At 72.1% G+C, this 17,321-nt stretch carries 20 protein-coding genes; 8 read left to right on the top strand and 12 right to left on the bottom strand.

What is annotated here, in order from left to right:
• Positions 1-47: 47 nt before the first annotated feature.
• Positions 48-695 (bottom strand): O-methyltransferase, encoded by a 648-nt coding sequence (locus tag V1457_RS12215; protein ID WP_338603624.1) that lies wholly within the window; start codon positions 693-695, stop codon positions 48-50.
• Positions 696-1,003: 308 nt separating this feature from the next.
• Between V1457_RS12215 and sigE the strand changes: the two genes are divergently transcribed.
• From sigE to tatB, 4 genes are all read left to right on the top strand, one after another.
• A complete protein-coding gene (gene sigE / locus V1457_RS12210) occupies positions 1,004-1,639 on the top strand; it encodes an RNA polymerase sigma factor SigE (protein WP_233628405.1) in 636 nt (211 codons plus the stop codon).
• Entirely contained in the window at positions 1,636-2,358 is a 723-nt protein-coding gene (locus V1457_RS12205; RefSeq protein WP_200073294.1) for a zf-HC2 domain-containing protein, read from the top strand. Before sigE ends, V1457_RS12205 begins: the two co-directional genes overlap by 4 nt.
• A gap of 158 nt (positions 2,359-2,516) precedes the next feature.
• Positions 2,517-4,247, top strand: coding sequence for a trypsin-like peptidase domain-containing protein (locus V1457_RS12200; protein WP_338603617.1), 1,731 nt, complete (start codon positions 2,517-2,519; stop codon positions 4,245-4,247).
• Positions 4,248-4,437: 190 nt separating this feature from the next.
• Positions 4,438-4,833 (top strand): Sec-independent protein translocase protein TatB, encoded by a 396-nt coding sequence (gene tatB, locus V1457_RS12195; RefSeq protein ID WP_200073292.1) that lies wholly within the window; start codon positions 4,438-4,440, stop codon positions 4,831-4,833.
• 54 nt (positions 4,834-4,887) lie between these two features.
• Here tatB and V1457_RS12190 read toward each other — a convergent pair whose 3' ends face one another.
• Complete coding sequence (locus V1457_RS12190; protein ID WP_200073291.1) at positions 4,888-6,102, bottom strand: MFS transporter; 1,215 nt, start codon at positions 6,100-6,102, stop codon at positions 4,888-4,890.
• 63 nt (positions 6,103-6,165) lie between these two features.
• Here V1457_RS12190 and V1457_RS12185 point away from each other — a divergent pair, with 63 nt between their 5' ends.
• Positions 6,166-7,080 carry a LysR substrate-binding domain-containing protein gene (locus V1457_RS12185; RefSeq protein WP_307850317.1) on the top strand — a complete coding sequence of 305 codons (915 nt, stop codon included), beginning with the start codon at positions 6,166-6,168 and terminating at the stop codon, positions 7,078-7,080.
• Between the two features lie 24 nt (positions 7,081-7,104).
• Here the strand turns inward: V1457_RS12185 and V1457_RS12180 are convergent, their stop codons facing one another.
• Together V1457_RS12180 and V1457_RS12175 are read right to left on the bottom strand one after the other, a co-directional pair.
• On the bottom strand, positions 7,105-8,577 hold the full coding sequence (locus V1457_RS12180; protein ID WP_374220982.1) for a M17 family metallopeptidase: 1,473 nt from the start codon (positions 8,575-8,577) through the stop codon (positions 7,105-7,107).
• A 239-nt stretch (positions 8,578-8,816) separates the two neighbouring features.
• Positions 8,817-8,984 (bottom strand): DUF3117 domain-containing protein, encoded by a 168-nt coding sequence (locus V1457_RS12175; protein WP_200073288.1) that lies wholly within the window; start codon positions 8,982-8,984, stop codon positions 8,817-8,819.
• A 374-nt stretch (positions 8,985-9,358) separates the two neighbouring features.
• On the opposite strand from V1457_RS12175, the gene V1457_RS12170 reads away from it, so the two are divergent.
• Complete coding sequence (locus V1457_RS12170) at positions 9,359-10,147, top strand: enoyl-CoA hydratase-related protein (RefSeq protein ID WP_338603608.1); 789 nt, start codon at positions 9,359-9,361, stop codon at positions 10,145-10,147.
• Positions 10,148-10,224: 77 nt separating this feature from the next.
• Here V1457_RS12170 and V1457_RS12165 read toward each other — a convergent pair whose 3' ends face one another.
• Genes V1457_RS12165 through V1457_RS12150 form a run of 4 tightly spaced genes read right to left on the bottom strand, consistent with a single transcriptional unit; the run spans position 10,225 to position 12,009 of the window.
• Positions 10,225-10,812 (bottom strand): DNA-3-methyladenine glycosylase I, encoded by a 588-nt coding sequence (locus tag V1457_RS12165; protein ID WP_338603605.1) that lies wholly within the window; start codon positions 10,810-10,812, stop codon positions 10,225-10,227.
• A complete protein-coding gene (locus tag V1457_RS12160; protein ID WP_295148235.1) occupies positions 10,805-11,257 on the bottom strand; it encodes an SRPBCC family protein in 453 nt (150 codons plus the stop codon). Before V1457_RS12160 ends, V1457_RS12165 begins: the two co-directional genes overlap by 8 nt.
• 5 nt (positions 11,258-11,262) lie before the next feature.
• On the bottom strand, positions 11,263-11,604 hold the full coding sequence (locus V1457_RS12155) for a DivIVA domain-containing protein (RefSeq protein ID WP_338603602.1): 342 nt from the start codon (positions 11,602-11,604) through the stop codon (positions 11,263-11,265).
• A 54-nt stretch (positions 11,605-11,658) separates the two neighbouring features.
• A complete protein-coding gene (locus tag V1457_RS12150) occupies positions 11,659-12,009 on the bottom strand; it encodes a helix-turn-helix transcriptional regulator (RefSeq protein ID WP_338603599.1) in 351 nt (116 codons plus the stop codon).
• Between the two features lie 296 nt (positions 12,010-12,305).
• On the opposite strand from V1457_RS12150, the gene V1457_RS12145 reads away from it, so the two are divergent.
• Complete coding sequence (locus tag V1457_RS12145; protein ID WP_338603596.1) at positions 12,306-12,674, top strand: hypothetical protein; 369 nt, start codon at positions 12,306-12,308, stop codon at positions 12,672-12,674.
• Positions 12,675-12,749: 75 nt separating this feature from the next.
• Here the strand turns inward: V1457_RS12145 and folP are convergent, their stop codons facing one another.
• Genes folP through V1457_RS12130 form a run of 3 tightly spaced genes read right to left on the bottom strand, consistent with a single transcriptional unit; the run spans position 12,750 to position 15,019 of the window.
• Positions 12,750-13,628, bottom strand: coding sequence for a dihydropteroate synthase (gene folP / locus V1457_RS12140; protein WP_338603593.1), 879 nt, complete (start codon positions 13,626-13,628; stop codon positions 12,750-12,752).
• A 45-nt stretch (positions 13,629-13,673) separates the two neighbouring features.
• Complete coding sequence (locus V1457_RS12135) at positions 13,674-14,246, bottom strand: TIGR00730 family Rossman fold protein (RefSeq protein WP_233628404.1); 573 nt, start codon at positions 14,244-14,246, stop codon at positions 13,674-13,676.
• A complete protein-coding gene (locus V1457_RS12130; protein ID WP_338603588.1) occupies positions 14,243-15,019 on the bottom strand; it encodes a TIGR00730 family Rossman fold protein in 777 nt (258 codons plus the stop codon). The genes V1457_RS12135 and V1457_RS12130 overlap by 4 nt, the downstream gene beginning before the upstream one ends.
• Positions 15,020-15,224: 205 nt before the next feature.
• On the opposite strand from V1457_RS12130, the gene V1457_RS12125 reads away from it, so the two are divergent.
• On the top strand, positions 15,225-16,175 hold the full coding sequence (locus tag V1457_RS12125) for a slipin family protein (protein ID WP_200073280.1): 951 nt from the start codon (positions 15,225-15,227) through the stop codon (positions 16,173-16,175).
• 6 nt (positions 16,176-16,181) lie between these two features.
• Here V1457_RS12125 and dapE read toward each other — a convergent pair whose 3' ends face one another.
• Entirely contained in the window at positions 16,182-17,258 is a 1,077-nt protein-coding gene (gene dapE, locus V1457_RS12120; RefSeq protein WP_200073279.1) for a succinyl-diaminopimelate desuccinylase, read from the bottom strand.
• Between the last annotated feature and the right edge of the window lie 63 nt (positions 17,259-17,321).

Below are 17,321 nucleotides of genomic sequence, written 5' to 3'. Positions count from 1 at the left end.
TTCGTCCGAACCAGCCGGGCCAGCGGTCCGTTCACTCCGGGCGCGGATCAGATCGAGCGGGCGACGGCGAGCAGGCCGTCGCCGACCGGCAGCGCCACTGGCACGAGGCCCTCGTCGGCGCGGATGGCCTGGGTGAGTTCGCGCAGCGCCGCCGCCCGCGAATCGTGCCGGTCCGCGGTCTCGGGCGGGTTGGTGCCTGCGAACACGATCGCCCCGCCGGGCCGCAGCAGCCGCGACCCGGCCTCCAGGTACATCGGATATCCGCTCGGCGCCGCGTCGACGAACATCAGGTCGTAGGCGCCCTCCGCGAGCCGCGGCAGCACCTGATCGGCGAGGCCCGTGATGAACCGGGTGCGCGACCGCGGCACCCCGTCGGCCGCGAGCGCTTCGCGCGCGATGCGCTGCGCGGTCGGGTCGAGATCGATCGAGGTCAGCAGTCCGCTCGGGGCCATGCCCGCGAGCAACCAGCGAGCCGAGTCGCCGGTGCCGGTGCCCACTTCGACGACCGCCTTCGCGCGCAGCACCGCGGCCAGGAAGCGCAGCGCGGCGCCGGTCGATGAGTCGATGAGCGCGCCGTCGGCGGCCACGGCCGCGGCCTCGGATTCCTCGGCGACGGCCTGCCGCCCGGCGGCGTCGCCGAGCAGCCTGCCCGGCCGGTCCAGCGGACCGGGATCGATCGACGTCTCGGGTATCACGGGTAACAAGATTATCTCTGAAGGGCATTCAGTTGTGCGGAACGAGCACATCGTTAGCCGCCCGTTTCTTCCCCGCACCCGCCACTCGCTGGGCCGATCGAGTGAAAACCGGTTTCTCAGGATGCTCTCAGGGCGCTTTCATACCTGCCTCACCCGCGCGCGAAACAGTGGTGCATGACGGGCCGATGTCCCGTGCACACGCCGGCGATCCCGCCGGTACCCCGCCAACAACGCTGCAGCTCGGGAACAACGTCGATGCTCCGCTCGTTCTCCGGATGCAACCGCCGCAGGAGGTGGCTTCTCGTCCGATGCCAACACAGTCGATGAGTCCGGCTCAGCACGCCGAACAACACGCCGGCACCGCGCCCGTGACCGAGACGGGGCCCGTCACCGAGACGGCACCAGCCACCGAGACGACCTGGACGCCGCCGTCCTGGGACGAGGTGGTCCGGGAGCACGCCGACCGGATCTACCGGCTGGCATACCGGCTCACCGGCAACCAGCACGACGCCGAGGACATCACCCAGGAAACCTTCATCCGCGTCTTCCGGTCGCTGGCCTCCTACAAGCCGGGCACCTTCGAGGGCTGGTTGCACCGGATCACCACGAACCTGTTCCTGGACATGGCGCGGCGCCGGTCCCGGCTGCGGATGGAAGGTCTGCCGGAGGACACCGACCGGCTGCCCAGCAGCGGGCCCAGCCCGGAGCAGGTCTTCCACGACACCCACCTCGACCCGGACCTGCAGGCCGCGCTGGACGAGCTGCCGCCGGAGTTCCGCGCCGCCGTGGTGCTCTGCGACGTGGAAGGGCTCTCCTACGAGGAGATCGGCACCACCCTCGGGGTGAAGCTGGGTACGGTGCGCAGCAGGATCCACCGCGGACGGCAGATGTTGAAAGCGACCCTGGAAGCGCGTCGCGCGCACGCTCGGGAGGACTCGGCATGACAGGACGGCGAGGGTGGGGTCTGCCCGAGCAGCACCTCGCGCTGGACGCGCTCGTGGCGTTCGTGGACGGCGAACTCAGCGCCAACGCCCACGACCGCGCGGCCGCCCACCTCGCCAGGTGCCCGGCTTGCGCGGCCGACGCCACCGCACAACGGCAAGCGCGGGCCGCGGTGCAGTCCGCGGGCGCGCCGTCGGTTTCCCCCGGCTTGCTGCAGGCCCTGCAATCCATCCCCTCGAACGCGGAACTGCCCGCGCAACCGGACGGCCTGGCGCTGACCGAGGACGGCCAGCTGGTCACCGTCGACCCCAGTGCCCGGCGCGGACGCTTCGGATCCGGCGCGGCGCTGGGTTCGAGCACGCCGCTGGGCGGCGGTCAGCAACCGCTGGGTTCGAGCACGCCGCTCGGCGAAACCGGTCTCGACTCCCGCGGGCAGGCACGGCCCGGGCGCGGCAGGCGAACCGGGGCGGGCGTGGTGTTCTCCAGCCTCGTGCTCGGAGCGCTGGCACTGGTCAGCATGCCGGACGAGCAGGGGCCACCGCCCGCGGTCGGGCCGCTGCCGCACCCCGGCGGCGCCTACGACTCCGCGCTGATCCCGGCTTCGACCGGGCTGCGCACCCCGCCCCCTCCGCCGGCGCCCAGCTTGGCCGCGGTTCCCGGGCCCGGTACCTCCAGCATTCCGGCCGGCCGACCGGCGATGTCGGCTTCCGTCCAGCCTTGACCCCGCCCGCGGTGCCGAGCACCGCGCTCCTACGCGGATTTCACCGCCTCCGAGGCACGATCGAGTCGGGCACCTGTGCCGCTGCGCGCAGCGCCGTGCCGGTGTGATCCACTCGCACGGGTGCCGATCTGTCGACGACTTCGCAGGCCCGGGGAGCGATGAGCGAGCAGCCGAGGAAACCCGCGCAGGGATCCGATCCGGCGCGGCCCGACCAGGCTCGGCCGCACGACCAGGACGGCGGGACGTTCCAGCGAGCGGACGGGCGGGCCGACGGCCGCCCCGCCGAGAACTCCGGGCACGGGCAGTGGCCGGACCCGACCGCGCAGAACTCCGCCGCGGCTGAGCACGCAGGCAACCCGGACGCGACCGCGCAGCAGCCCCCGGCGATCGATCCGGCTTCGGCCGAGTCGCAACCGCAGCGGCTCGGCGTCCGGCCGGTCCAGCACCCGGAGGTCGACTCGGCGCAGGCCGCCGCGTTCGGCAGGCCGGCGGGCGTCACCGGCGGCTTCGACCCGGAGCGCACCGATCAGCTACCGGCGACCGGTGCCGTTCCCCCTGGCCCCTCCCCGGCTTTGTCGCAGGCGTTCGGCCGACCCCGGGGCACCGCGAGTTCGCTGCAGCGGGAACCGGGCGAGTCGGCGCCTTCCCCGTCCGCCGAGCAGCCGCCCACGTTCTGGAGCGAACGCGGCGAGCACGATCCCTGGCGCAACCCCTCGGCAGGTGCGGTGATGGGGCCGCCCGCGGTCGCCGAGGGCTCCGATGATTCCGACTCGGACCCGGCTCCCGGTCCGCTGCTGAGCGCGCGGGAGATCCTGTTCGGCCGCCGGGTGCGCCCGCGCGCGCTGGCCGCGCTGGGCGGTGTCGCGGTGCTGCTGGCCGTCGTCGGCGGCTTCGTCGGCCGGATCACCGCCGAGGAGGGCAATCCGCTGACCAATCCGGACGTGACGTTGTCCGAGGTGCAGCCGGGCGCGGACCGCCCGGCAGGCGCCGTGTCCGGGGTGGCGAAGCGGATCGTGCCCGCTGTGGTGTCGGTCGAGGTGCACGTCGGCGCGCAGGGCGGCTCCGGTTCCGGCGTGGTGATCGACGGCGACGGCTACGTCGTCACCAACAACCACGTCGTGTCGATGGCCGCGGACACCCCGAACGCGACCGTCTCCACGGTCTTCAGCGACGGCACCCGGGTGCCCGCGCGGATCGTCGGGCGCGACGTCAAGACCGACCTGGCGGTGATCAAGGTCGACGTGGCCAACCCGACGGTGGCGCAGCTGGGCAACTCGGGAAGTCTCGCGGTGGGCGATCAGGTCATCGCCGTGGGCTCGCCGCTCGGGCTGGCCAGCACCGTCACCACCGGCATCGTCAGTTCGGTGCACCGCCCGGTGCGGCTGGCCGGGGAGGGCAGCGACACCAACGCGGTCGTCGATGCGATCCAGACCGACGCGGCGATCAACCCCGGCAACTCCGGTGGCGCGCTGGTGGACGGCAACGGCGCGGTGGTCGGCATCAACAGCGGGATCCGCACGCTCGGCGAGAGTGGCGGTGAGGGCGGTTCGATCGGCCTCGGCTTCGCGATCCCGATCGACGACGTGCGCCGGATCGCGCAGGAGCTGATCCGCACCGGCAAGGCCAGCCACGCCGATCTCGGGGTGAACCCGAAGTCGGTCAGCGACGGCGTCACCGACGGTGCCCAGGTGCAGAACGTGCGGGACGGCAGCGCCGCCGCGGGCGCGGGCATCGGCGAGGGTGATGTGATCATCAAGGTCGGCGACCGCAAGGTCAGCACGGCCGACGAGCTGATCGTGGCCGTCGACCGGCACCGGGTCGGCGAGACGGTCCCGGTGACGGTGGTCCGGCAGGGGCGTGAGCTGGTGCTGAACGTGGTGCTGCGCTGAACGGCCGCGAAGCTGGGAAAAGTGGCGTTTCCACCGCCGTCCCCCGGGTGGGTAGGCTGGCGGCGGCGCACCGTCGCGAGGTGGCCCGTGCGCGGCGGAGCCGCTCGCGGCCGGGTCACTCGCGGGTCCGCTGCGCAACCCGGTTGCGCGTTCGTTGTTGAAGCACTCTTGAGGCGAAGGGTGATCCGAGGTGTTCGAGAGCATCGGCTGGGGTGAGATCCTGGTCCTCATCGTTGCCGGCCTGTTCATCCTCGGCCCGGAACGGTTGCCGCAGGGCGCGGCCTGGCTGGGGCGCACCATCCGCCAGGTCAAGGAGTACGCGACGGGCGCCCGCGATCAGCTGCGCTCCGAACTCGGTCCGGAGTTCGACGAGTTGCGCAAGCCGCTGGAGGATCTGCGCGGCATCCGCGACTTCAATCCGCGCACGGCGGTGAGCAAGCACCTGTTCGACGGGGAGAATCCGCTGGATCCGCCGCTCAACGGCAACGGCAACGGCTCCAGTTCCGGTTCCAGCACGGCCAAGCCGCAACCGCAGCGCCCGCTGGACCCGGGCGAACGGCCGCCTTACGACCCGGACGCCACCTGATCGACTGCGCTGGCTGCTGATCCGGAGCACGCAACCAGCACCGCAACGGGATTCCTACGAAACCGACTGCAGTTCGGGTTGAGACGGCTCGGCCGGTTGCGGCTTCCGCGCCCGCAGCACGGCGACCCCGGCCAGCACCAGCCAGCACGCGAGCACCAGCGTCATCCCAGGCCATCCCCACTGCGCATAGGCCATTCCGCCGAGCACTCCGCCGACGCTGCTGCCGCCGTAGTAGGCGAACTGGTACATCGCGGACGCCTGCCCCCGCGCCGACGGCGACGCCAGGAACCCGACCCAGCCGCTGGCCACCGAGTGCGCGGCGAAGAATCCGCCGGTGAACACCACGAGCCCGATCAGGATCACGACGATGTTCCCGGCGAGCAGCAGCGCCAGCCCGGCCAGCGCGGTGCCGAGCCCGGTCAGCAGCACCGGCTTGCGCCCCCACCGGTCGGCGAGCCGTCCCGCTATCGCGGAGGTCACCGTGCCCGCCGCGTAAGCCAGGAACGCCAGCGCGGCCAGCGCGGGCGGCACCGACAGCGGCGGCGCGATCAAGCGGAAGCCGAGCACGTTGTAGACCGCCACGAACGAACCCATGCCCAGCGCGGCCACCGCGAACGGCGCGCGCAGCGCGGGATCGGTCGCCGCGGCGCGCACGCCGGTCAGCAGCGGGCGCCAGCGGAACTCCTGCCTGCGCTGGTGCCGCTCGGTCGGCAGCAGCAGCACGAACGCCACGGTGCACACCCCGGCGAGCAGCGCCACCGCGATCAGCCCGCCGGTCCAGCCGCCGAAGTCGCCCGCGACGCCGCCGAGCAGCCGTCCGGACATGCCGCCGATGGTGGTGCCCGCGACGTAGAGGCCCATCGTGGTGCCGAGATCACGGCCACCGGTCTCGTCGGCCAGGTACGCGGTGGCGACAGCGGCGATGCCCGCCACCGCGGCGCCTTGCACGAAGCGCAGCACGACCAGCAGCGGGAAGTTCGCCAGCCACGGCAGCGCCAACCCGATCACCTCGGCCACCAGCAGTGAGGTGACCATGACGCGGCGGCGCCCGAAGACCTCGGACAGCGTGCCGAGCGGTACCGCGGCCACCGCCAGCCCCAGCGTGCCCGCCGAGACCAGCAGCGCGACCGTTCCCGGCGCGAGCGAGAACGCCTCGGAGAACTGCGGCAGCACCGGTTGCGGCGCGTACAGCAGGGCGAACAGGGCGAGCGCGCCGACCAGCAGCGCCAGTCGGATGCGCCGGATGCGGCTCACGTCGGTTCCACTCACGACAGCGACCGTAAGCAGGGCTAATCAATGCGTCCAATGCACGAGTGACCGACAATCCATGCTGTGCCGCATGAATCGAGCGTTCCCCGGGAAGCCGCCCAGCTCGCCGCGCATCTGGCGCCGACGCTGGACCTGCTGCGCACCGTCGCCGCGGAGGGGCAACTCACACGCGCGGCCGAGCGGCTCGGCCAGCCGCAGCCCACGGTCAGCCGCGCACTGGCCCGGCTCGCCGAGCACCTCGGCACACCGGTCGTGGCCAAGCAGGGACGCGGCGTGGTCCTCACCCGCGCCGGAGCGCTGCTGACCGAAGCGGCCGAGGAGGCGATGCACGAGCTGGAGAACCGCTGCCGGGCGGTGGTCGAAGAACTCGACCCGCAGCGCGGGCAGGTCGTGCTCGGTTTCCAGCACACCATGGGCCGCGCGCTGATCCCGCAGCTGCTCAGCGAGTTCCGCGAGCACCACCCGAGCGTCCGGTTCGGCCTGGCGCAGGGCTCGCGGGACGACATGCTGGCGCGGATGCGCACCGGCCGGGTCGACCTCTGCCTGGTCTCCCCGGTCCCGTCCGGTGCGGAGTTCGAGGCCGCCGAGGTCACCAGGGAGGAACTGGTCGCCGTGGTCTTCGCCGGGCACCGGCTGGCCGGGCGGGACGACATCCGCCTGGCCGAGCTGGCCGACGACGACTTCGTCGGGCTGCGCCCCGGATACGGGCTGCGCCGCATCGTCACCGACCTCGCCGAAGCGGCCGGTTTCACGCCGCGGTTCGCGTGGGAGGGCGAGGAGGTCGACACCGCGCGCGGCCTGGTCGCGGCCGGGCTCGGTGTGACGCTGCTGCCGAAGGCGCTCTCCGGCGCCGCGCCGGGCACCTCCGAGATCTCGCTGCACCCGGCGGCGCACCGCACCATCGGCGTGGTCTGGCCGGCGCGGCGCCCGCTACCGCCGGCGGTCCGGGCGTTCCGCGATCACGTGGCCGGGCGGTAGCGCACCGCCCGGCCCCGACGGTGTTCAGGAAGCCAGGGAAGCAGCTAGCTCCACGAGGCTGCGCGCGGCGAAACCGGTCGCGCCGGGCACCACCTCGGCGTAGGGCTTGTCCGCCCGGCCCGGACCGGCGATGTCCAGGTGCGCCCACGGCACGCCACCGGTGAACTCGCGCAGGAACAGCGCCGCGGTGACGCCGCCCGGCCCTTGCGGGGCTTGCCGCACGTCGCCGAGTTCTCCTTGCACGTCCGCGGCGTGGTCCTCCAGCAGCGGCATCGGCCACCACGCCTCGCCGACCCGCTCGCCCGCGTCCCGCACCCGCTGCTGCAGTTCCGGCTCGGTGGCGAACAGTCCGCCGGTGCGCAGTCCGAGCGCGACCTTCATCGCGCCGGTCAGCGTCGCCACGTCGACGATCAGGTCCGGTTCGTGCTTGTGCACCGCGTAGGCCAGCGCGTCCGCGAGGACCATGCGGCCCTCGGCGTCGGTGTTGGAGACCTCGGTGGTCTTGCCGCCGTAGTGCCGCACCACGTCGCCCGGCCGGTAGCTGCTGCCGGAGACGTGGTTCTCCGCGGACGGCACCAATGCCGTCACCCGCACCGGGATGTTCAACCGCGCGATCGACAGCAGCGCGCCGATCACCGCGCCGCCACCGGCCATGTCGGTGCGCATCATGTGCATCCCGTCCGCGGGCTTGAGCGACAGACCGCCGGTGTCGAAGGTGATGCCCTTGCCGACCAGCACCAGGTGCGGACCGGACTTGATCCCCTCGGGCCGCCAGGTCAGCTCCAGCAGCCGGGGCGGGCTCACGGATCCGCCGCCGACCGCCAGCACGCCGCCGAAACCCTTGTCCGCCAACCACTTCTCGTCGCGGACGGCGGCCGTCAGGCCGGGCAGCGACCCGGCGAGCTCGGCGGCCGCACCGGTCAACCACGCGGGGTTCTTCACGTTGGAGGGCGTGTTGGCCAGGTCCCGCGCCAATGCGGTGGCGGCGGCCCACTCGTGCGCCTGCGCGACGGCCTCGCGCAATCCCGCCGGATCCGTGCCTTCGGGGACCACCAGCAGAGCTTTGCGCAGCCGGGGCGCGGTGGGCTTGCCGGTGACCCGGAACCGGTAGTCGCCCAGCGACAACCCGAGCGTCAACGCGGCGACGAGTTCCGCGTCGGCGTCCGCGGGCAACCGCACTTGGAGGTATTCGGCCTCGGTCGCGTCGCCGAGGTCTTCGGGATCGTCCTCGCCGGAGCCTTCACCGAGCCGTTCGCGCGCCGCGCGCGCCAGCGCCGCACCGATGGTGCGCCACTGATCACCGGAACCGGCGCCGACGGTCCAGCCGAACCGCCCGTCCGGCAGCGGAATCGTGCGCACGTCGCCCGCGGAAGCCGTCACTCCCAACGCTTCGAGCGTCGCGGTGTCCACTCCCCACGGTTCGGCGGCCGCAGCCAGGTCCGGGCCAGCCAAATCCGGGCCAACAGCACCGTCGAAGACCGGCACCGCCGCGGGCACGCCGTCCCGCCAGCGGGTCACGACGTCCACTTCGACCAGTGCCGTCGGGATCACCGGGAGCACCGCGTGCTCCCGCGACCGCGAAGAATCGAACACCGAGGAATCGGGCACGGATGGCATTCCTTCCTTGCAACGGGGCGGCCGGTGCGGCCCGCCCCACGGACGACGGCCCCGGCATCGCTGGAATGCCGGGGCCGGACCACGACGATCGGGGGCACGCCGGAGGTTTCGCGGCGGCCTCAGCCGGTGGCCGATTCCAGGGCGTCGCCCAGGTTCTTGGCCTCCTCCAGCGACATCTCGACGACGAGCCGCCCACCGCCCTCAAGGGGGACGCGCATCACGATCCCGCGTCCCTCCTTCGTCACTTCGAGGGGACCGTCACCGGTCCGGGGCTTCATGGCCGCCATAGCGTGCTCCCTCCGTGAACTCTTCCCACCCGCTGATCGCCACAATCAGCCGGGTCCTGGTCCATTCTCCCCCATCCGGAACCAGCCGCGAAACCGAGCCGATCAACTCGTGTCGCTGTTGCGCTGGTCGAATGCCTGCGCCGGGTGGCAGACTCAGCCTCCGTGCAGGCATGTTCAGCACTCCCCGGCTTACCGCGCGATGCGCCTTCGGCTAGCGTCGTGCGGCCATGGCGGCGAATTCGGCGGATCGTCCCTTCGGGACCGCTCGCGCCACGCGCCGTCGCCGGACCGGCACCACCAGTGCATGAGTCCACTGTGGAGGAGGCTGCCGCCGATCCGGCGCGGCACAGCTCATCGCGACGAAAGGGCGAGAAGTGTCCGATGTACTGCTGACCCAGGACAACGACGGCGTGCGGTCGCTGACGATGAACCGGCCGGAGTCGTTCAACGCGCTCAACGTGGAGCTCAAGGTCGCGCTGACCGCCGCGTTGCGGGAAGCCGCCGCGGACGACTCGATCCGCGCGGTGGTGCTCGCGGGCGCCGGCCGGTCGTTCTGCGCAGGGCAGGACCTCAAGGAGCACATCGCGCTGCTGGAAGCCGACGACCCGAGTCCACTGCGGACGGTCGAGGAGCACTACAACCCGCTGATCCGGGCGGTGGCGACGATGCCGAAACCGATCATCGCGGCGGTCGGCGGCAGCGCGGCGGGCGCGGGGGCTTCGCTGGCGTTCGCCTGCGACCTGCGGATCGCATCGGCCGACGCGAAGTTCCTGATGGCCTTCGCCAACGTGGGGCTGTCCACCGACACCGGGGCGTCGTGGACGCTGCCGCGGCTGATCGGCTACGGGCGGGCGATGGAGCTGCTGCTGCTGGCCGAACCGGTGGGCGCCGACGAGGCGTTGCGGATCGGCATGGTCAACCGGGTCGTCGACGCCGGGCAGGCCACCGAAGCGGCAGGCGAGCTCGCCGCGCGGATGGCTACCGGACCGACCAGCGCGTACGCCCGGATCAAGGAGACGATGCGCGCCGCGGCCGCCGAAGGACTCGACGAAGCCCTCGACGTCGAGGCGGGCGCCCAGATCGAAGCCGGCCGGACCGCCGATCACCGCGAGGCCGTCTCGGCGTTCGTGGCCAAGCGCAACCCCGACTTCACCGGCCACTGATCCCACCCGGCGCCGAGTGAACGGCCTGCTCGCCTGGCTAGATTGGGCGGGCGGTCCGTTCACTCACGACGAACAGCTCACTCCGGGGCGGTCGCGCGCCAGCAGCCGGCGAGGTGGTCGTCGACCATCCCGGTCGCCTGCATCAGCGCGTAGCAGGTCGTGGGGCCGACGAACACGAAACCGCGGCGCTTGAGCTCCTTGGCCATCGCCTTCGACTCCGGCGTGATCGCCGGGACGTCGTCCGACTTCTTCGGCCGCGCCCGGGAATCCTGCGGCGCGAACGACCACAGCAGCTCGTCCAGCGGGCGGTCCAGCTCCAGCACCGCGCCCGCGTTCCGGATCGCCGCGTCGATCTTGGCCCGGTTGCGCACGATGCCCGCGTCGGCCAGCAACCGCTGCCGGTCGTCCGGACCGAACTCGGCGACCCGCCGCGGGTCGAACTCGGCGAACGCGCGGCGGAACGCCTCGCGCTTGCGCAGGATCGTCAGCCAGGCCAGCCCGGACTGGAAGGCTTCCAGCGTGATCCGCTCGAACAGCGCCGCCTCGCCGCGCAGCGGGACGCCCCATTCGGAGTCGTGGTACTCGGCGTAGTCCGGCTGGTTCGCTCCCCACGGGCAGCGCGCCCGGCCGTCCGAACCGATCACGACCGCGCCCGGCTCAGCCATCGCGCCGATGCTCCACGCAGAACACCGCGAACCGGTCCAGCGACTTGCGCAGCCCCCATGCGAACGCGGGCCGGACCACCGGCCACGCCGGTCCGGTCCCGGCCGGCAGCGACAAGTCCTCCCACCACACGAACGTCGAGCGGTCGTCGTCACCGCGGGAGATCACCCGGAAACCGCCCTCGCCGGAGATCAGCCGCCCGGTGTGCCGGACGCGGCAGCACAACGGCTCGCGCATCTCGACGATCTCCATCGTGTCCAGGAAACCGAGCCCGTAGAAGCCGGTGAACGCGGCCAGCTGCGAACCGGGACCGCCGTCACCGCGGACGACGTGCACCGAGGTCCCCAGCATCCATTCGCCTTGGCGCGGCCAGTCCGTCGCGGCCGCCCACACCGCCTCCGGCGGCGCCGGGACCGGCACTTCCAGCCGCAACTGCGCTCTGCCCACCGGACTCACTCCTCCCGATCCGCCGACCGGGCATCGCGCAGCTCCTCGCCGGCCACGTCGAGCTGCCGCTGCAGGACCGCGATCCGGCCGCGCAGGTCGTCGACCTCGCCCGCCAGGCGGTCCATCGCCCAATCCACCTCGGCTGCCTTGTACCCGCGGGCGACCTGCTGGAACCGCAGCGCCCGCACATCGGCGCCTTCCACGTCGGTGGCGGGCAGCCGGGTCGGCGTGGAGCCGGGGGGCAACGCCTCCAACTGCTCACCGCGGCCGAAGACCAGGGTCGCCAGCAGGTAGATCACCGCGGCGACCACGAGCACGACGAGGAGGTAGATCAGCGCACTAGCCACGGCACCGATCGTGGCACGGACGCCCGACGGCCGAGCAGCCAGCTCGCACGCCGCTCATGCCTGCGCGGTCGGCTGCACCGGGACGGACCTGTTCTCCAGCACGCCTTCGATGGCGGAGGTGAACTCGCGCCAGGCGCGCCGCTCGTCGTGCAACGCCTCCGTCCCGGACTGGGTGAGCCGGTAGGTGCGGCGCTGCCTGCCGCCGACGGTGCTCCAAACGCTGTGCACGTATCCGGCGCGTTCCAGCCTGCGCAACGCCGGGTAGACGGTTCCCGTGGGCAGGTCCAGCGCACCGCCGCTGCGGTGCTGCAACGCCTCGATGATCGCGTAGCCGTGCAACTGCCTGCCGTCGAGCGTTGCCAGCAGCAAGGCATCCAGGTGGCCGCGGAGCGCATCAGCCTTCACGAGTAGTGACTCTACGGTGATTCGGAACCACTGTCATCGGCCGGGCGCAAGGGGCTGTTGGTCCTTTCCCGATTCGACACGAGGTGAATTGACTCACTAATCATAAGTAGGTGGGCAGCGATCGATCGCCCATCGTGGCCGGTGGACCGCACCGGCAGCCCGTTCGTGGGTGATCACTGCGCCGAATGAGTGGATCGATTCACGACCCTGCTCGATCACCGGGGAAAGCGCCCCACACTTCGGATCACCAGGCACGCCCAGCGGACGCGTGCCCGCGAGGAGGCAAGGAGCTCGGTGTGCGCGACGACAGCGAACGAAACGCCCCCGGTCCGACCGACGGCCGCGAGGTCGTCCTGCCCGCACCGCGTCCCCGGCCGGACGCCGCGGGAGCGGACGCGGACCGCAACGGTGCCCGCCCGGACCTCGCCGAACTGCGCGCCCGGATAGCGGAGCTGGTCGAAGCCGTGCACCGGATGCCGGAAACCGGCTTGGAACTCGACGAGGCGTGGTGGCGCATCGACGAGCTCGCCAGGGAGGTCGCCCGCAGGCACCCGAGCGCGCCGCGGGTTCGGTCGCGCTGGCTGCGGCTGGCACCGCTGCTGCGCGAACTGGGCCCGGAGCTGCCCATCGCGCACACCGGCAAGCTGGTCGAAGACGCTTTCTGAGTCCGGTCGCACTCGCGGCCGAGCGCCTCCGGCGGACCGGCTACCCCCACGGCCACGCGGGCGCCCGACCGCAGGTCACGCCAGCGCCCGCAGCACCTCGGCGGGTGGCCGCGTCCCGGCGATCGAAGCCACCATCTCCAGCACCCGCCGCGTCTCGGCGACCTGGTGCGCGCGGAACACCCGCGCCCCGCCCCACGCGGCGACCGCGGTTGCCGCCAAGGTGCCCTCCAGCCGCTCGGACACCTCGGCACCGAGGGTTTCGCCGACGAAGTCCTTGTTCGACATAGCCATCAGCACCGGCCAGCCGGTGGCGGTCAGCTCGTCCACCCGGCGCACCAGCTCCAGCCCGTGCCAGGTGTTCTTGCCGAAGTCGTGCGTCGGGTCGACCAGCACTCCGGCGGGCGGCACGCCCGCCGCCACCGCGTGCTCGGCGCGCTCGACGAGCTCGCCGACCACCTCGGCGACGACGTCGGTGTAGCGCACCCGGTAGGGATCGGTGCGCGGCGGCAGGCCGCCGGTGTGCGAGCACACCATGCCGACGCCGAACTCCGCGGCGACCCGCACCAGCTGCGGATCCGCACCGGCCCAGGTGTCGTTGAGCAGGTCCGCGCCCGCCTCGCACACCTGGCGGGCGACCTCGCCGCGCCAGGTGTCGACGCTGATCACCAGGTCCGGGTGGCGCTCGCGGACCGCGGCCACGAACGGCACCACCCGGCGCGACTCCTCCGCGGCGTCCACCGGTTCGCCCTGCGCACCGGCCCGGACGCCGCCGATGTCGACGATGTCGGCGCCGTCGGCGATCGCGGTGTCCACGGCGTCCAGCGCGGACTGCGCATCGAAGGTGCTGCCACCGTCGAAGAACGAGTCGCGGGTGCGGTTGACGATGGCCATGACCAGCGGCCGATCCCCGGTCACGTCCTTGTCCCCGAAGCGCAGCGCGGGAAGTGCCTTCATGTCACCGATACTGGCACGCTCGGCGGACGGCCGGACCGGCCGCGGTCAACCGGCGCAGGCGTCCAGCGCCGCGTCGACGTCGGTGACGACGGTGAGCGAGTCCAGCGCGCGCTGCGAAGCGAACCCGTCGGCGACCAGGCCGCGGACCCAGTCGAGCATCCCGCGGTAGTGGCCGTCCGGGTCCAGCAGCACGACCGGCTTCGCGTGCATCCCGATGTAGCGCGAGGTCCACACCTCGAACAGCTCCTCGCAGGTGCCGATGCCGCCGGGCAGCGTCAGGAACGCCGAGGCGTGCGCGTCCATCAGCCCCTTGCGCTCCCGCATGGTGTCCACGACCAGCAGCTCGTCCGCGTCGTCGTCGGCGACCTCCTGATCCACCAGTGCGCGCGGGATGACCCCGACCGAGCGGGCGCCGCCCGCGCGGGCCGCCCGGGCGACCTCGCCCATCATCGACACCCGGCCGCCGCCGGAGACCAGCGTCCAGTTCCGCTTGGCGACCCCGCTGCCCACCTCGGCTGCGAGGTCCAAGTGCCGCTGGTCCACCGGCCCGGACGCGCAGTACACGCAGACCGCGACGTCCTCCCCGATGGCGTCCCCGGCGGCGTCCTGCTCGCTCAATGCGTCTCCTCCCACGCTCGGTATGCCTCCTGCACGATCTCCACGGCGTCGTCGACGTCGTCGGTCAGGTGCAGCAGGGCGAGGTCCTTGTCCCCGATCTTGCCGGAGGCGTGCATGGTGTCCCGCACCCAGTCGTAGAGGCCCTGCCAGTACGACTTGCCGAACAGCACTACGGGGAACTTGGTGACCTTCTTGGTCTGCACCAGGGTCAGCGACTCGAACAGCTCGTCCATCGTGCCGAAACCGCCGGGCAGGCAGATGAATCCTTGGGCGTACTTGATGAACATGGTCTTGCGCGCGAAGAAGTAGCGGAAGTTCACGCCCAGGTCCACCCACGGGTTGAGGCCCTGCTCGAAGGGCAGCTCGATGCCCAGCCCGATGGACAGCCCGCCCGCTTCGGACGCGCCCCGGTTCGCCGCTTCCATGGTACCGGGGCCGCCGCCGGTGATCACCGCGCAGCCGATCTCGGCCAGTGCCTTGCCCAGCTGCTCGCCCACCTCGTACTCGGGGTGCTCGCGGGGCGTGCGCGCGGAGCCGAACACCGTCACCGCGCGCGGCACCTCGGCCAGCGCGCCGAAACCTTCGACGAACTCGGACTGGATCCGCAGCACCCGCCACGGATCGGTGTGCACCCAGTCGGTCGGGCCGCGGGAGTCGAGCAGGCGCTGATCGGTGGTGCCGGGATCCTGCAATCGGGAGCGGCGCAGCACCACCGGCCCGCGTCGCTTCTCCTGCGGGCGCTCCGCGCCGTTGGGTGAGCCCTGGATGGTCATGGCATTGAGGGTATGCAGCGGCGGCGAACGCCGGGTTCCACGGCAGTGACCACGGCGTGGCGCCGCGCGCCCTGCGGCACGAGAGCCTTGTTGACCAGTGCATACGGGCTGAACGGAACCTGCGCCCGGAGTACCGTGAGCAGTGCGACGGCTCCGGTGGAGCCGGGGCTTTCGCGTCCTCGCCGATCGAGGTTGGGAGCCCGCCATGCTCGTCGAACTCATCATCGGGATCGCGCTGCTCGTGGCGCTGTGCACCGCCTCCAGCGTCCGGATCATCAAGCAGTACGAGCGCGGAGTGGTGTTCCGCTTCGGGCGGGTGCTGTCGGCGCCGCGCGAGCCGGGGCTGACCGCGATCGTGCCGGGCGTCGACCGGCTGCAGAAGGTGAACCTGCAGATCGTGACCATGCCGGTGCCCGCGCAGGAAGGCATCACCAGGGACAACGTGACGGTGCGGGTGGACGCGGTGGTCTACTTCAACGTCACCGACCCGACCCGTGCGGTGGTCAACGTCGAGGACTACCTGTTCGCCATGGGCCAGGTCGCGCAGACCTCGCTGCGCTCGATCATCGGCAAGAGCGACCTGGACGAGCTGCTGGCCAACCGGGAGAAGCTCAACCAGGGCCTCGAAGTCATGATCGACAGCCCGGCGCTGGGCTGGGGCGTGCACATCGACCGGGTGGAGATCAAGGACGTCTCGCTGCCGGAGACGATGAAGCGCTCCATCGCGCGGCAGGCCGAGGCGGAACGCGAGCGGCGTTCCCGGATCATCTCCGCCGACGGCGAGTACCAGGCTTCGCGCAAGCTCTCCGACGCCGCGAACGTCATGTCCGGCAGTCCCGAGGCGTTGCAGCTGCGGCTGCTGGAGACGGTGGTGGAGGTCGCCGCGGAGAAGAACTCGACGCTGGTCCTGCCGTTCCCCGTGGAGCTGCTGCGGTTCGTGGAGAACGTGCAGGGCGGCGCGACCGGCAAACCCGCCGAGAAATCCGCTGAACAGCCGCCGTCGGAGGCGCCGCAGCAGGCGCGGACGCCGGAACCGCGCGCCCCGGTGGAAGAACCGGCCGAGTTGGACGGCATTCCGCAGGTCTCCGAACCGCTCGCGGCACCTGACGTGGAGGGCTTGCCGCACGTGCACGACGGCCGCGTCGGCGACTCCTGACGCTGCTCAGCTCAAGAACCGGGTGAGCACGTCCGCGCAATGCCGGACGTCGGCAGCCGGGACGTGCTCCTGCTGGGTGTGCGCCAGCGTCGGCGACCCCGGCCCGAAGTTCACCGCGGGGAGTCCGCGCGCGGCGAAGCGGGCCACGTCGGTCCAGCCGAGCTTGGCGATCGGCTGCCCGCCCGCGGCTTCGACCAGCTCGGCCGCGGCCGGGGAGTTCAGCCCGGGCAGCGCCCCGCCGGAGGCGTCGACCACGGTCACGTCGAACCCGGCGAAGACCTCGCGGACGTGCGCTTCGGCTTCGGCCAGCGACTTGTCCGGGGCGAAGCGGTGGTTCACCGCGACCACGCAGGAGTCCGGCACGACGTTGCCCGCGACGCCGCCTTCGATGCGCACGGCCTGCAGGCCCTCGTGGTACTGCAGCCCGTCGATGACCGGCTCCCGCGGCGTGTAGTCCAGCAACCGCCGCAGGATCGGCTCCGCCGCGTGGATGGCGTTGTCTCCCATCCAGGCGCGCGCGGCGTGCGCGCGAGTGCCGCTGGTGCGGACCTCCACGCGCAGCGTTCCCTGGCAACCGGCTTCGATGCCGGCGTTCGACGGCTCGCCGACGATGGCGAGGTCCCCGGCCAGCCACTCCGGCAGGTCGCGTTCGATGCGGTTGAGCCCGTTGCGCTCGGCGGCGACCTCTTCGCAGTCGTAGAACACGAAGGTCAGGTCGTACCGCGGCGCGGTCAGCTGCGCGGCCAGGTGCAGCAGCACCGCGTCGCCGCCCTTCATGTCCACCGCGCCGCAGCCGTGCAGCACCTCGTCCGCGCCCGAACCGGTGCGGTGCAGCGGCAGGTTGTCGTTGATCGGCACGGTGTCCAGGTGCCCGGCCAGCACGATCCGCGACGCCCTGCCGAGGTCGGTGCGCGCGAGCACGGCCTCTCCGCTGCGCACCACTTCCAGGTGCGGGGCCTGCGCTTGCAGCGCGCGCTGCACGGCATCGGCGATGGCGCGCTCCTCGCCGGAGACGCTGGGGATGTCGACCAGCGCGGCGGTCAGCTCGACCGGTTCGGCGCTCAGATCCAGGGAGTCGGTCACGCTGGCAGGTTACCGGCAGGGAACGCGTGACACCGACCACTCCGCGGAGTCCATAGAGGACGT

It is taken from the genome of Saccharopolyspora sp. SCSIO 74807, assembly GCF_037023755.1.
In the GTDB taxonomy this organism is placed as follows: domain Bacteria; phylum Actinomycetota; class Actinomycetes; order Mycobacteriales; family Pseudonocardiaceae; genus Saccharopolyspora_C; species Saccharopolyspora_C galaxeae.
Note: the sequence above shows the minus strand (reverse complement) of the source record. Positions and strands in the feature narration are given on the sequence as shown.

Excerpts from the sequence above, each read along its gene's own strand:
- V1457_RS12130 (WP_338603588.1), bottom strand. The coding sequence starts at position 15,019 with ATGACCATCCAGGGCTCACCCAACGGCGCGGAGCGCCCGCAGGAGAAG.
- V1457_RS12205 (WP_200073294.1), top strand. The coding sequence starts at position 1,636 with ATGACAGGACGGCGAGGGTGGGGTCTGCCCGAGCAGCACCTCGCGCTG.
- sigE (WP_233628405.1), top strand. The coding sequence starts at position 1,004 with ATGCCAACACAGTCGATGAGTCCGGCTCAGCACGCCGAACAACACGCC.
- V1457_RS12165 (WP_338603605.1), bottom strand. The coding sequence starts at position 10,812 with ATGGCTGAGCCGGGCGCGGTCGTGATCGGTTCGGACGGCCGGGCGCGC.
- V1457_RS12175 (WP_200073288.1), bottom strand. The coding sequence starts at position 8,984 with ATGGCGGCCATGAAGCCCCGGACCGGTGACGGTCCCCTCGAAGTGACG.
- V1457_RS12125 (WP_200073280.1), top strand. The coding sequence starts at position 15,225 with ATGCTCGTCGAACTCATCATCGGGATCGCGCTGCTCGTGGCGCTGTGC.
- V1457_RS12200 (WP_338603617.1), top strand. The coding sequence starts at position 2,517 with ATGAGCGAGCAGCCGAGGAAACCCGCGCAGGGATCCGATCCGGCGCGG.
- folP (WP_338603593.1), bottom strand. The coding sequence starts at position 13,628 with ATGAAGGCACTTCCCGCGCTGCGCTTCGGGGACAAGGACGTGACCGGG.